The 14,039-nt window shown below is 38.5% G+C and carries 15 protein-coding genes, 2 tRNA genes, 1 other RNA gene and 3 pseudogenes; 1 reads left to right on the top strand and 20 read right to left on the bottom strand.

Translation table 11 applies throughout. The annotated features are described in order from the left end of the window. Nucleotides 1-176 precede the first annotated feature (176 nt). The 10 genes and pseudogenes from HCJ54_RS13935 to HCJ54_RS15515 all read right to left on the bottom strand — a co-directional run. Nucleotides 177-1,106, bottom strand: coding sequence for an ABC-2 transporter permease (locus tag HCJ54_RS13935; RefSeq protein ID WP_187138079.1), 930 nt, complete (start codon nt 1,104-1,106; stop codon nt 177-179). Next, nucleotides 1,087-1,719, bottom strand: coding sequence for an ATP-binding cassette domain-containing protein (locus HCJ54_RS13930; RefSeq protein ID WP_036065742.1), 633 nt, complete (start codon nt 1,717-1,719; stop codon nt 1,087-1,089). The genes HCJ54_RS13935 and HCJ54_RS13930 overlap by 20 nt, the downstream gene beginning before the upstream one ends. Before the next feature lie 98 nt (nt 1,720-1,817). Then, nucleotides 1,818-2,390 (bottom strand): hypothetical protein, encoded by a 573-nt coding sequence (locus HCJ54_RS13925; protein WP_051998430.1) that lies wholly within the window; start codon nt 2,388-2,390, stop codon nt 1,818-1,820. A gap of 474 nt (nt 2,391-2,864) precedes the next feature. Continuing rightward, nucleotides 2,865-3,575, bottom strand: coding sequence for a peptidoglycan recognition protein family protein (locus tag HCJ54_RS13920; RefSeq protein WP_187138078.1), 711 nt, complete (start codon nt 3,573-3,575; stop codon nt 2,865-2,867). Next, on the bottom strand, nt 3,557-3,955 hold the full coding sequence (locus tag HCJ54_RS13915; protein ID WP_187138077.1) for a hypothetical protein: 399 nt from the start codon (nt 3,953-3,955) through the stop codon (nt 3,557-3,559). Before HCJ54_RS13915 ends, HCJ54_RS13920 begins: the two co-directional genes overlap by 19 nt. A gap of 2 nt (nt 3,956-3,957) precedes the next feature. Beyond that, nucleotides 3,958-4,080: pseudogene (locus tag HCJ54_RS15520) on the bottom strand (HNH endonuclease); the annotation flags it as partial. A 62-nt stretch (nt 4,081-4,142) separates the two neighbouring features. After that, nucleotides 4,143-4,916: a toll/interleukin-1 receptor domain-containing protein gene (locus HCJ54_RS13910; protein ID WP_187138076.1), complete on the bottom strand. Its 774-nt coding sequence runs from the start codon at nt 4,914-4,916 to the stop codon at nt 4,143-4,145. A gap of 260 nt (nt 4,917-5,176) precedes the next feature. Continuing rightward, a complete protein-coding gene (locus HCJ54_RS13905) occupies nt 5,177-5,923 on the bottom strand; it encodes a hypothetical protein (RefSeq protein ID WP_187138075.1) in 747 nt (248 codons plus the stop codon). Nucleotides 5,924-6,030: 107 nt separating this feature from the next. Continuing rightward, nucleotides 6,031-6,603 carry a hypothetical protein gene (locus HCJ54_RS13900; protein WP_187138074.1) on the bottom strand — a complete coding sequence of 191 codons (573 nt, stop codon included), beginning with the start codon at nt 6,601-6,603 and terminating at the stop codon, nt 6,031-6,033. Between the two features lie 63 nt (nt 6,604-6,666). Continuing rightward, a pseudogene (locus HCJ54_RS15515) lies at nt 6,667-6,810 on the bottom strand (site-specific integrase); the annotation flags it as partial. On the opposite strand from HCJ54_RS15515, the pseudogene HCJ54_RS13895 reads away from it, so the two are divergent. Further along, a pseudogene (locus tag HCJ54_RS13895) lies at nt 6,809-7,066 on the top strand (tyrosine-type recombinase/integrase); the annotation flags it as partial. The pseudogenes HCJ54_RS15515 and HCJ54_RS13895 sit on opposite strands and share 2 nt — an antisense overlap. Before the next feature lie 147 nt (nt 7,067-7,213). Here HCJ54_RS13895 and ssrA read toward each other — a convergent pair. From ssrA to HCJ54_RS13845, 10 genes are all read right to left on the bottom strand, one after another. Next, nucleotides 7,214-7,581: a transfer-messenger RNA gene (ssrA, locus tag HCJ54_RS13890) on the bottom strand. Between the two features lie 154 nt (nt 7,582-7,735). Further along, nucleotides 7,736-8,200, bottom strand: coding sequence for an SsrA-binding protein SmpB (gene smpB / locus HCJ54_RS13885; protein ID WP_036063106.1), 465 nt, complete (start codon nt 8,198-8,200; stop codon nt 7,736-7,738). 15 nt (nt 8,201-8,215) lie between these two features. Next, the gene (gene rnr, locus HCJ54_RS13880) at nt 8,216-10,573 is read right to left on the bottom strand and encodes a ribonuclease R (protein ID WP_187138073.1); all 2,358 of its coding nucleotides are present in this window, start codon (nt 10,571-10,573) and stop codon (nt 8,216-8,218) included. A gap of 27 nt (nt 10,574-10,600) precedes the next feature. Further along, complete coding sequence (locus HCJ54_RS13875) at nt 10,601-11,347, bottom strand: alpha/beta hydrolase (protein WP_187138072.1); 747 nt, start codon at nt 11,345-11,347, stop codon at nt 10,601-10,603. Nucleotides 11,348-11,555: 208 nt separating this feature from the next. Continuing rightward, nucleotides 11,556-11,786, bottom strand: coding sequence for a preprotein translocase subunit SecG (gene secG, locus HCJ54_RS13870; RefSeq protein WP_036065738.1), 231 nt, complete (start codon nt 11,784-11,786; stop codon nt 11,556-11,558). Between the two features lie 118 nt (nt 11,787-11,904). Further along, on the bottom strand, nt 11,905-12,351 hold the full coding sequence (locus HCJ54_RS13865) for a carboxymuconolactone decarboxylase family protein (protein WP_036065872.1): 447 nt from the start codon (nt 12,349-12,351) through the stop codon (nt 11,905-11,907). A 192-nt stretch (nt 12,352-12,543) separates the two neighbouring features. Then, on the bottom strand, nt 12,544-13,503 hold the full coding sequence (locus HCJ54_RS13860) for an immunoglobulin-like domain-containing protein (RefSeq protein WP_187138071.1): 960 nt from the start codon (nt 13,501-13,503) through the stop codon (nt 12,544-12,546). Next, entirely contained in the window at nt 13,500-13,643 is a 144-nt protein-coding gene (locus HCJ54_RS13855; RefSeq protein WP_187138070.1) for a hypothetical protein, read from the bottom strand. Before HCJ54_RS13855 ends, HCJ54_RS13860 begins: the two co-directional genes overlap by 4 nt. A 213-nt stretch (nt 13,644-13,856) precedes the next feature. Then, a tRNA-Thr gene (locus HCJ54_RS13850) sits at nt 13,857-13,929 on the bottom strand. Between the two features lie 35 nt (nt 13,930-13,964). Then, a tRNA-Asn gene (locus HCJ54_RS13845) sits at nt 13,965-14,037 on the bottom strand. Nucleotides 14,038-14,039: the final 2 nt, after the last annotated feature.

Genomic DNA, 14,039 nt, shown 5'->3' with positions numbered 1-14,039 from the left:
AATGATTTTAGCACTACTTTTTCTTTAATAACTGCTTTTTATAATCCTCAATTAATCCAATTCCACTTGTATCAGATGCTTTAGGCAAGATGCCTAGCTTTCTATATTTTCAAACATTCAATATAGTCATACATTTTTGCAGCAACTTAGTGGAAATCATTCCAATATTATCCGATTCAAAGTTTAGGACATAACCTTTTTTCATTCCACTTGTAAGAAATAATTGTAAACACAATACACACAGTTATAACAATCAAGTAACCAGCTATAATATTTGTATTCACTCCTGATACCACTTCCATTGTTGAGGCTGAGGTATTGTATATTTTAGATATTGTAAGAAGCATCAAGTTTTTCAGATCATAACCGCCCAAATTTGGTACAATAAACATGTATAAAAATAACATGACTATGCTTACTAACGTTGAACGAATCAGAATGGTTAGTGTGAAGAAAAAAGTTCCAAATAAAATAAAAACTAATGACTGATAAAAAAACTGTAAGGGTAGTTTCGACAAGTAGTTCACACTTGTATTAGGCTGAACACCTGCTAATAAATTAAATAAATACTGTACTCCTATCGAAAGCAGTATTGTAATCAGAGCAGTAGCGACAGCAACAATCGCAATAGATATAAGCTTACTAAAATAGAAAGATTTATAACCTCTTAATAATAACTGATTTTTAATCGTTCTATATTTAAAATCAAAAAAGGCAACATGACAGCTATATACTCCAAAAAGAATGGGTAAGATTATAATTGCAATAGATGTAAAAATTTGATTGGGCGCATTTAAGGGGTTTAATGCTACTTTTGCCGCGATAACACGGTAATAATCATATTTTAATGCATTGCTTATCTCTTCCGAATTACCATCCTTCTTAATCTTCAACTCCTCTGAAAGTGCCTGCTTCAAGGTAATTCCATCTTGTTCATACGTCTCCATTGTTATATCAAATCGATTTTCTTTTTGATGGAGCGAACTGTATTGTGTATAGCTAGAAAATACACACATCACAATAAGAGATATAAATAATGAAATAAGATATTTTGCCTTCCATTGATAAAATAATTGCATCTTTACACTAGCCCACATACTTTTCATATACGCTCTCCAAATCTGTAAACTTATTTATATCAACATGAATTAGTTGCATATCATTTATTACAAAAACTTCATCCAAGATTTGATTATAAAAATCAAATTGATGCCCACATACTAAAACAAGCATTTTATCTTTGCATGATATTAACAAATTTTTAACTTTCTTTGCCGTTTCATAATCCAAACCATTAGATACTTCATCCAATATTAGCATTTCTGGCTTTGTAAATATGGCAATAAAAATAGATAGAATCTTTTTTTGCCCTAGTGAATACGATCCTATTTTTCTATCTAGCACGCTATCATCTATGTACTTCAGTAGCAATACCCGCTCCTCTTGTTCTAAATCTCTTCCAACCAATAATTTTATATTATCATATGCATTTAAATTGCTATACAATTGTGACTCATCAAAAACGGCTGCAATGTTTACAGGCTTGATAATCTCACCTAAGTAATCTTCAAAACCCATAATACAATTAAAAAAAGTGGTCTTTCCAGCTCCATTTTTCCCTAGAAAAAAAATAATACCTTTGGAATCAAGTTTTAAATTAAAACCTGCTAATATTTTTTTATTCTTATAATGCTTTTCTAAATTAATAATTTCTAGCATTTTACCACTCCACTAATCAATATTTTAAAAAGTAGTGCAGTTGCAAATTTAAGAATACACATTGCAACTGCCTCACTTAATCGAACCTTAAAACCTTTTTATTTCAGATAACCAGAGCCGTTGGATTTCACTCTGTATTGATCTGTTTTATCAAATGCGCTGAAGGCAAAATCTCCCCACGGACTTGGCGTTCCAATTTTATATGTTTTTGTGCCTCTATAATCCCTGTATCCTGTACCAGTGGCAACGATTTTGATTCCTTTTTTTGAAATAATATTTGGGAAAATATAGCCAGCTTCCTGCCACTTACTATTTTCCGACACTGTAACTCCATTATATTTATAACTTATATTATCTCTACACCACGCAGCAAAGCCACCTCTTTTATAAGAATAAGTCTTATTTTTATAAGCTGCTGCTCTAAGTAGTTGCACGTTTGAGGTGGTTGGTGCATCTTCGCTTACAATCTCTTCTACCCCTACACTATCAATTTCAGAAATTGCTTGGGAGGCATCCACATCGAATTGGTTTGTTTCTACTGATAGCATTACATCTTCCAAATTTTCTTCTGCATGGGCATTTAAAGCTGGGGATGCAACTGTAAATGCAAATGAACAAGACATTGCTACCGCTAACATTTTTACTTTCTTTTTGCTCAATACTTTCAACATAATACATTCTCCTTTTTTTCTGTATTTTACAATTTTGAGTATATAATGATTTCATTGATATGTCAAATGTTACGTAAATATGAAAAATATTAGGATGCTGTAGGTTTTGAAATGAGAAAAATAGTAATTTTGTATAATCTATTTTTCATAATGGCTTATCTATTCATACTTTTCTATTTCTAAGTTTTTAAAGATGAATTTTAGTTATTCCCCAGCCTATTTCCTTGCCGACATTCTTCATTTTTAAATCTTTGGTTGCTTTTTCTTTTCAGTGCATTATTTTGTTGCCATGATCCCCTATCCTTTCCAATTGTTATATTCTTCTTCCAATCATACCATATTCTGCACATAAAAAAAGCCCCTATCCCTTGAAAAAGGATAAGAGCTTTGCACATTATTTCTCATTATTTGATCGTTGCACCTGTGGTTGGGCTAGCATAAATTTGCACTCTTCCAAACTGAGATGTTTGGATTTCATATACATCTGAACCACGTTTTTTTTAGAATGGTATAGCTTAATCCTCCAAACTTTGCTGGTTTTAAGAAGGCTTTCGTATTCACTTTAATAGGGCTAACCGTAAGTCCATAAATCCGCCATGTACTCGCTGTAGCTGGTAAATAGACCTTTTTGGACGTAACAGGTGGTGCAACTGTTGCCTTCATCACCTCGACATCTCGGTTGTAAACCCAAGAATTAATCCCTGAGAGTCGCACGCGATCCGCTTTCGTTTGTAAAATTGTGTATTGGCTACCTTTAATAAAGGCTTGAATAGCTTGTCCCGTAGCGTACTTTTTAGCACTTGGCAAGACCTTCACTTTTGCACCTACCACAATGTTACTTGGCACGTTTGGTTTTGGTGTTTCTGTCACTGGGGGCGTGCTTGGTGAAACAATGGTATCCCCTCGATATTTAGCTTTCAAACCCTTTTCTAATTGTGTCATGGATACACCATTTTGTTTTAACCACGCGATTGGGTCTTGATGGTTAGTGCCGCCGAGCTGATCACTCACCCATGCATGTGTCACAAAACCCTTTTTCCCAGTGTTAAATGTCATTGGAATGTTGTATTGCTTGGCATAATAAACAGCTTCATCCAACCAATTTCCATACGCTTTTGTAAAATTCCCTTTACGTACGAGCTCCACATGAATCGCATATCGATTAGCTACAGAGCCGCACCCCATGCAGTGTAGTTTGTATCGACAATCTCGATTACCTTGCTAGCACTCGCAAAGGCATGCACAAACGCATTTTGCCAATTTCGAGACATGTAAGACACTTCATTCTCAATCGTTGCGCTGTTGTTTGCCGCCTCATGTAGAACAATCATGCTTGGTTTACCTACACCATTCGCATACGCTGTTTTAGGTAAACCGTTAATGTGTTGCTTTTGAATATTCACCGCGGCTTTTGTCGGTAGGGCAACCGCAAAAATCATTAAAACAACCATCAAGCCCATAGGCTTTCGAGATTGGATAAAGTCAATGCTAGCGTTGGCACTTCCTTTACATATTGTAAGTGATGGACACAATCCGCTTTCGCATAAAGCCCACGCTTCTTGCATCACTGGCACTCGTAGTTGTCTCGTTTCAACGCAATCTCTCGCAGCGTCTTCCATTCCTTCGTTTTATAAAACCTGATAAGTTGACCTGTTAGAATGTATTGTAATAACTTTGCTGTTAACTTCATAATACATATCACAACCTTTCTGGAAAATAGGCAACAAAAAAAGAACCCAAAGGTTCCTTCAATCAACTTATTGCGTTGAACGATTCTGTATTACGAACAAAATCATTAAATTTAGAAAGTTTTACAATCTCCATATCTCTAACAGTTCCTTGAACCGTAGTATGGGCAGCCCCTCTTGCGTTAGATCGAATGTTTAATAATTCTAATTCTACCATTGTTTTTTCTAAAGCCCGAATTTGCATAATTTCGCTATCAGTTAATTGAACTTGAAAAACGTCCGCTTCCTTATTAGCCTTCAGCTGATCTACAATAGGCACAATATTATTTAATTCGCTTAGCACTGTAGAAGCTCGACTTAAAAAAGTATACTCGTATTCAAAAATCTCAATCTCTTCTAAAAATATACTAAGATCTATATCTGGTACTGAGCTTCCTAAGCTGGTTGAAATTGTAGATAATATACCCCGTATAGAATTAATGTCCTTGGCTTCCCCAGCCTGTAATTGATTTAGTGGAACTGGTAATTCCGAACGCTTCATGCCAGAATGGCATAACGGGATAACAGGTATATTTCTTACCCAGCCAGCTCCCGCTTCAAAATTAATCCATGGTCTAGTTATTGAATACGGGCTACAAATAACTATTTCAACTGACGCGCGCTCTAGAGCAGTAGAAATTTGCCCTAACCATTTACTCCCCATAGTTAAATCTTTATCATCACTAGAGACAAATACATCTATCATCCCCAAAAAACTCTTCTCAATTATTCCCTTCAACTTTAGTGCTATATCTTTTTCCTCTGTAATATGGGATATAAAAATTAATTTTTTCTCCATGAGTCCATCTCCTTTTCTTCTAACTATACCAAAAAGGTTCCTTTCATTCCAATGGTTTCTACCCGCTTATCCATATGTACTATAATATATGGCAGCACTACTATATTACCAGCCCACAAATGTAACATATCTAAGATTCTGTAACTTTTAGAAATAGCTTCAATCTCGTTCAAACACAAAGCTTTATCATAGATTAGTCAAACCAATGTAACGCTATTCATTTGAATAGACATTTATTCAGAATACTCCTGATAGATTGATCACTTCATCTTCTGATCCAATGCTTCTATTGAATTAATTATTTTGTTTAATTTCTCTTTAAAATCATCCAAATTATCGGCAATATCAAGGACAGGCTGAGATCCAACACTTACTCTATAAATCTCTGGGATTGTTGTACTAAACAGCATGTCCTCTTGAACAATGACCTCAATATTTGAAATGTGCTGATCCACTACCAACGGTATATATTTCAAATACCTATCTATATATTGATGTATATCTAGCCGTACCGTATCTCCAAATCGCCATCCTTTTGCAAGTATATTTTGTTTTACTTCGCTTGTGCTAAGATCTGGGTTCAAAATTGGTATACTATCAATTCTCTCAAGAAAATCAACATTTACGTATTTATCCAAGTTTGTTGCAATATCTTTAAATTTCTCATCTATTTCGGATTCTGAAAATTGCTGGGTTAATAAAAGTCCTGCAACACTATATTTCAGTCTACGCACAAAATGCTTATGTCGACTCCCTACAATTAAATAATATGTTTTCAACTCTTTTTCAAATTCTGCCTTAGCTTCATATTCACTAATCAAAGTATCAAAAATAATAACGACAAATGCTAATTCAATTGAAAGAAAAAAGATATTTCCCCCTAAATTATACAAAAAACCTTTTAGAGTCTCCTTATCAGCCATTAGTGCAGATAATACGACTCCAATCATAAATATAATTCCCAGCGTGTATGCAATTTTTTTCTGCGCTAATAATCTCTTTAACATATGCACCATCCTTTCGTATAGTATAATCAATAAACCTTAATCTATGAAACAGCCTTCCAGTTTAAATACATATTAATGGAATACAATAACTTTATAAAGATACTGTTTTAAGCAATTATTGTTGTACTAAATGTTATTTCATTAACTGTATCTGGATTTAACTTTGACATGTACACACTCAGTTTTTTTTGAGTTTGCAGCATTCTTTTTGATGAAGTAGAGGCACTCTCCTGCGCAAGCCTACAAAACTCTTTTTCAGCTACCGCGCTACCTTCATGATGCTGTAAAAAAGCATACTTAATATCATCTGTATCACAAATCAGCCTATGCAATTTACTGTATGGCCTATTTGACATTGTGGCAAACACTAATTTGCCTTTAGTATTCTTTCCTCCAATACAAATCATGGCTTTATTATTTTCGTTGTAGATTGTGCGAGACAAATTTCTGGATACTGTATCAATCACATGCTCTAAGGTTTTCCCTGAATTAAACATATCTATAACCTGTTCCTGAACACTCAAACAAACTGTTACGTTGCCTGCATATGCAATGAAAAATTTCCCTTTAATTTTATTGAATTTCTTGAAATTTTGCTCCCTTCTATCTGGCCAAACAGCCAGCCCGTCACTCACCACATTAATAAATTTTTTATTTCCTACAATTGATACAAAACTCATATTTTCACACACCTCTCTGTATCCAATTGTACCAAACATAGTTCTATATAAACAATTACCTATTTACAAATTAAACTTCAACATCTTACTGTCTAACTCATCCTGCTGTATACCAATATAAATTAATGTTTCTTTTTGATCTTTATGATTAAATATTTTTTGAAGAGATACAACATCCTTAAACTGTATATAGAAGTGATAACCAAATCATGCCGTAAACAAAACACTAAAAAAATTCTGCGGTAAAATTAATGTTGAAACAATAACAAGTCATGGTTTACGACACTCTCATGCATCCATACTTTTATACAGGGGCGTAAATATAAAATATATATCTAGACGTTTAGGTCACAAAGATATTATAACTACGTTACAAATCTATAGTCATATAATTGATGAACTTGAACAAAAAGAATCACGATTAGTGGATGATGTGATGGAACAATTATACGATGTTAGTTGAAAAAGCGTGGCAAATTTGTGGCAAAAGTTTTTCATTTCTATCATTTTCTATCCTTTTTATAAAAATAAAAAAACACCCCTAAAACGTCTCATATCAACGCCTCAAGAGTGGTTTCCTCCTAAACAATATTCTTCTTTAATCTTCCAAAAATGGAGACGGTGGGAGTCGAACCCACGTCCAGAAATAACGGCACTTAGACTTCTACGAGCGTAGTCGTCGTATTAGGATTTCGCATATACATCAGCCCGACAACAGGCTTCCATAAAGCTAGTCTGATTCATCTCTTCTTCCAAGCCCCAGACGGAGACTTGAAATCGTATCCCACTTCATTTGAGACCCTTACCGTAGCACATGGGCGATGCACGGAGGATCAGCTATCGACTGTTCTTAGGCAGCGAAAGCTAGGTTATTATTAGTTTTGCCAGTTATTATTGGCTTTGACGTTTGTAACGAGGCCGATCCCCCCGACTCGCAATCCAAGCTCGAACTATCCCTGTCGAATCCGTAACGTCCCCGTGATATAGCCGCTCAAACGGCGTACCACGAGAAAAATGCTTCCTTTTGCGAAACACCAAACGTGACAGTAACTAATATTATACACGAGAGGCTCACAAATGGCAAATTACAGCCAATCACGAGCGGCATCTCACCCACAATAGTCTCCGAAACTTATCGTTGTCTTTCTTTAAACGCCCGCTCCACATCACGCTTCGCTTCTTTGCTCTTCAAATCTTGACGCTTATCATATTTCTTCTTACCTTTCGCCACACCAATCAACACTTTAGCATAGCCATCCTTGATGTACATTTTCAGCGGAATAATCGAGTACCCCGCCTCTTTTGTCTCACCGATTAACTTGCTAATCTGCTTCTTGTGCAACAACAACTTGCGCGTCCGAAGCGGATCATGATTATAGCGATTTCCCTGCTCATACGGACTAATGTGCATATTATGCAGAAAAATTTCACCACGATCAATTCGCGCATACGCATCCTTCAAATTCACGCGTGCGTTACGGACCGACTTAATCTCCGTTCCCTGAAGCACAATCCCAGCTTCAAAAGTCTCCTCAATCGCATAATCATGACGCGCCTTCTTATTTTGCGCTAGTAAACGTCCATCGCCTTTAGGCATGATACATCTTCCCTTCTAACGACGTGGTTTCTTTGGCTTCGTGCCCTTCGCCACACCTTGGTAAAATGGTTTTTTCTTTTTCTTCTTCGGTTGGCCGGACCATTCGTTATCTTGCTTTTCCTTCTTGCTAGACGAGTCCTTATCCTTCCGTTTTTTATCACCACTTGGGCGGTTTTTCTTTTTCTTGAACGACTTCGAGACTTCGAGCTGCTTCTTATTCCGCTTAAAGCCTGGCGTCTCCTTACCAGGACTACGAAGCGCAAAATCGATTTCGCGGTGATCTACATCAACCTTCGTTACTTCGACCTCGACCTCATCACCAATCCGATAAACTTGGCCCGTACGCTCACCGATCATCGCCAATTGATTTTGGTGGAATTGGTAGTAGTCCGTCTTCATCGTGCTCACATGAACAAGACCCTCGATCGTATTTGGCAATTCAATAAACAGACCAAAATTCGTCACCGAACTAATAATTCCTTTAAAAATTTCACCAACCTTGTCCACCATATACTCCGTCTTCTTCAACTCATCCGTTTCACGCTCAGCCTCCACCGCACGACGCTCCATTTTAGAAGTGTGCTCTGCGATCTCAGGAAGGCGTTCAGCCCATTTTGCGAGCGTACCCTCATCAATATCCCCGTGAATCAAATACTCGCGAATCAGGCGGTGTACGATTAAATCCGGATACCGACGAATCGGCGACGTGAAATGCGTATAGTATTCCGTCGACAAACCGAAATGCCCTAAATTTGCCGTATCGTACTTCGCTTGTTGCATCGAACGAAGCATAATCGTCGAAACCACCATTTCCTCTGGCTTACCTTTTACTTCTTCCAAAACTTGCTGCAAAGCCCGCGGATGAACATCATTCGCCGTTCCCTTCACAATCAAGCCAAAGTTCGTAATAAACTCGAAGAAACGTTGCAACTTCTCTTCCCGCGGATTTTCATGAATACGGTAAATAAACGGTACCTGCATCCAGAAAAAATGCTCTGCAACAGTCTCATTGGCGGCTAGCATAAATTCCTCAATCAGGCGTTCACCAGCCGAACGTTCCCGCGTCACAACACCCGTCGGACGACCTTCATCATCCACCACAATGCGTGCCTCTTTAAAATCAAAATCAATGGCTCCACGCGCGTCCCGTTTCTTATTCAGAATACGCGACAAATGATGCATCTCCTCAAGCATTGGGACAATCGCGGCATACTTCGCGCGTAAGTCCGCATCCTCAGAGACTAAAATATCATTCACATCCGAATAAGTCATCCGTTCCGTAGTCTTAATCACACTCTCAAAAATCTCATGCGAAACAACCGTCCCCGTCCCATCAATCTCCATCTCACAAGACATCGTAAAACGATCCACATGCGGATTTAGCGAACAAATCCCGTTCGACAGACGATGTGGTATCATCGGAATAACCCGGTCCACTAAGTAGACACTCGTTCCCCGATCAAATGCCTCACGATCAAGCGCCGAACCTTCCGTCACATACGAACTAACATCCGCAATATGTACACCTAATTTATAGTTGCCATTGGGAAGTTTTGTCACCGTCACCGCATCATCAAGATCCTTCGCATCCGCGCCATCAATCGTAACAATGACCTCATCACGCAAATCGCGTCGCGCCCCAATCTCACTTTCCGAAATCTCTGCCGGAACCGCATTCGCCTGCTCCATCACCTCATCCGGAAACGCAATCGGAATCCCATGCTTATGAATAATCGATAGAATATCAACACCTGGATCATTACGATGGCCAATAATCATTTTGACAATCCCTCGTGCACGGTTGCGCCCCTCAGGATAATCCGTCAATTCCACGATCACCTTATGTCCATCCACAGGTTTCAGACCACTTTCAAGATCCACCTCCACCTGACCAAATGTACGTTTATCATCAGGAATCACGATCGGGTCCCCAATCAAATCCTCCATATAAGTTCCAACAATTTGCGACGTCTTCCGCTCCACAATTTTGTGAATGGCGCCCTCCGCTAAGTTGTCACCCTTAATCTTCGTGATATTAGCAAAAACTATATCCCCATTCATCGCATTATTCACCTGCGTTGGCGGGATAAAAATATCATCCATCTCTTGTTCCTCAGGAAGCACAAATCCAAACCCCTTCTCATGTGCCCGGAAAGTCCCCTTCACAAAATCAAGTTCCTCCGGTAAAGCATAACGGTTCTTCTTCGTCCGAATCACATCCCCGCGATCCTCCATCGCAACAAGCGACTTCACCATCGCCTTAAAATCATCCGCATCTTGCAACGCCATCTCCACCTCTAAATCATCCAGTGAAAACGTCTTTTTCGGTGATTCCTTCATAAAATCTAAAATCTTATCTTCTATTTTCTTCATTGTTTCCCTCCTCTCTCTTCATAAAACTTAAACATGCCAATCCAGCGTATCTAAAAAGGCCAAAATATCATCTTGCAACTGCGCCTTTTCCTTATCGATCGTAATAACATGTCCAGAATTCTCGTACCATTTCAGTTCCTTTTGATCTGACTCTACCTTATTATAAATCAATTCCGCACCATTTACATCCACCATCTGATCTTTTTTTCCTTGAACAACCATGATTGGCGCATAAATCATGTCAATCTGCGGAATCACGTCCTCGATCTCATCCTTCAATTTTGCAATCGTATCCATTGGTGCATCCTTGTATGCCAACATCTCCGCATCGATCTCGTCCGGCGTCTTCCCCTCATACTTCTTGTAATTACGCACATAATCCAAAAAGCCCTGAATAATCGGCGAAGAACTATCCATCCGCGTCGGCGTACTCATCGCAACAATTCCCTTAAGCGGCCGATTAACCCCTAGCTTCAACGAAAAAAGCCCACCAAGCGACAGCCCAGCCACCGCAATCTCCTCGTAGCCAAGCGATTTCAAGCGATCATAAGCCGCGAGCACATCCTGCCACCAATCATCAGGTCCCGTCGTCAGAAGCACATCAGGCGACACCCCATGCCCCTTATACTGCGGCGCATAACACGTATAATTATTATCCTGCAAAAACCGTCCCAACATCCGCACATCCGCCGAACTTCCCGTAAAGCCATGCAACAACAATACCGCACGCTTTCCCGTCTCAAATAAAAATGGCTCTGGCGCCTTCATCTTCATATCAAAAAATCCCCTTCATTCTAAAAATATCATTACATCCAGTGTACCGCCTCCGCATCTAAATTTCAAAAAGAAGGTGCTAGAGACTTATCAAGCTTTGAATATGGTTTCCCTGCGCTCACACTCATCTGGGGCTATACTCACTACAGCCCCATCAACAAAAAGCTCCACCCAAAAAAATTAGGTGGAGTCATCATTGCTTTTGAAATTACAAGAAAAATCCTAAAGCAATCAATATTGCGAAGAAGATAACCGCTAAAACGATCGTTGTGCGATGTAATATACGCTCAAGTCCTCTTGCCTTTTGTTTACCAAATAGTTCTTCTGCTCCACCAGAGATAGCTCCGGATAACCCGTTACTCTTACCTGGTTGAAGAACAACTACGATTATTAACAATATAGATATAATTACAAGTAAAATTGTTAACGCTGTATTCATGCTCTTTCCTCCTAAAACCGTCCTCATTTTGACTACCTTTTATGATAGCATATTTTGCAAAGAAGGTAAAGAGTAAAAAGAGGATTCACCATTAAAAACGGTAAATCCCCCCATTTTTTCATTTATCGGCTTTTGGTTGCAAACGGCTCATAACCCCAAGTCTATTATATGCATTGATCGTCGTAATCAACAAATACAACTCGCCAATTTCCTTCTCATTGTAATACTTCTCAAGTTCCACATAAACCTTGTCTGAAACGCCGTGCTGATGAATAAAAGTTACTTCCTCAACCAGTTCCAGAACCACACGTTCCTTATCCGTATAGAATGGGGCTTCACGCCAAGCATTCACTCCTATAACACGCTGCACTGTTTCGCCATTCTCCAATGCTTCTTTCGTATGCATATCAATACAAAACGCACAGTGGTTCAAGCTCGACGCATAAACTTTAATCAATTCTTGCAACTTCTTCGGAATGCTACTTTCCCGTCCAAGCGTATCAAGCTTACCGAGCAATGCATAAACTTCTGGATTTTCTTTCATAAGATTAAAACGTGCACTCATTTCAACATTCCCCTTCCATCTCACTACAGTATATAATGCAATTTTCCATATATCACAAAACACTAACCCTCCAGTATGTTTCCATTCAACATCTATATAGTACCAAAGGTGTCTCCATGATAGCACATTTCAATACATAGGTAAAGCGCCCAAAAGCTGTATAAATAGTATTAGCCAAGTCACTAATATCAGTTATTTAATCGCTGTTTTCATACTTAATATCACGTTTTTTGTATCTAACAATTTACCAGACTTATCAAAAGCTTCCAGTGAAACTATATCTCCGACTTTCTTAATTTTATCGATAGCATAGAATTTAAAAGTGCCATCACTATGGAATGTTCCGCCCTTATAATTCACGCCATTTACCGTCAGAATAATTGATTTCACGTCATGCGTATATGTCCCTATAAGATTTTTATCACCGATTGTAAATATGTCTAGCGTCACCGAACCAATCGTTGTAACATTCGCAGCTTTCACCATCACTGATTTCGTATCTAGCACTTTGTTCGCCTTATCCAAAGCCTGAATAGTCACAATATCATCCACCGTTTTAATTTTATCTAGAACATAGAATTTGAATCCACTTTCACCATGGAATGTACCACCTTTATAACTCGTACCATTGACAGTGACAATAAATGATTTCACATCATGCGCGTATGTCCCCGTAATATTTTTATCCCCAATCGTAAAAGTAGCTAATGTCACGTGCCCTTTCGTCAAATCAACACTAGATTTCAGCACTACGCTCCTTGTATCCAGCAACTCATTCGAAGCATTGTAGGCATTCACGATAACCTCACTTGTCGCAAACAGAATCTTATCAAAAGTATAAAATTTAAATTCGCCATTGATCACCGTCCCACCTCTGTACTCCTTACCATCAATTGTAACAGTGATAAATGACACATCTCCTACGTATGTCCCCGTCACATAACGATCAACACCCAAGACATAATCGTGTGTCGTTATTTCCCCCTGCATTTCATCCTGCTTCTTTAAAAGTGACTTTGCAATATCAAAATAGGGTTGTAGCTCTTTTTTGAGTGCCCCGTCACGCACACCATCTACTAACTTCCGAGCTTCCGCAATCGTGTCTTGATTCGTTGTCGCTTTAACTTGGTTCGTCAACGGATCATTATTCACAAACAGTTCCTGCACGGCTCTTTTGTCGCAGCATCCTGCTTCTCTTTTTCCAATTGTGCTGCCATTTGCTGGTTTAGTAACTCCTGAGCGTTATCTAAATCTGCTTGTAATTCCATTTTTTTGATTCCCCAGCTTTTCATAAAACATTCCTTCTTTCCTCTTTTTTATAAGCAGAAGTTCCGTTCTCATGACATAAAATCGCAATAATAAGTACAAAAATATGTAACCGTTGTCATTCAATGATTTAGACCCAAATAGTAAGATACAAAAATCGGTGACCAAATGGTGACCAGAACAAAAAAGGAGTCTAACGAAAAACCGTCAAACTCCTTCGTATATCTCATTTTCTAACAAGCTTCCAACCAGATTCGAACTGGTGACCTCTTCCTTACCATGGAAGTGCTCTACCTACTGAGCTATGGAAGCAGTAGCACGTAATATTCCCTGAAACAAAAATAAGGCTCCACAGGCAAGACTCGAACTTGCGACCGATCGGTTAACAGCCGATTGCTCTACCAACTGAGCTACTGTGGAAT

The organism is Listeria grandensis (assembly GCF_014322885.1).
Lineage (GTDB): Bacteria > Bacillota > Bacilli > Lactobacillales > Listeriaceae > Listeria_A > Listeria_A grandensis.
Note: the sequence above shows the minus strand (reverse complement) of the source record. Positions and strands in the feature narration are given on the sequence as shown.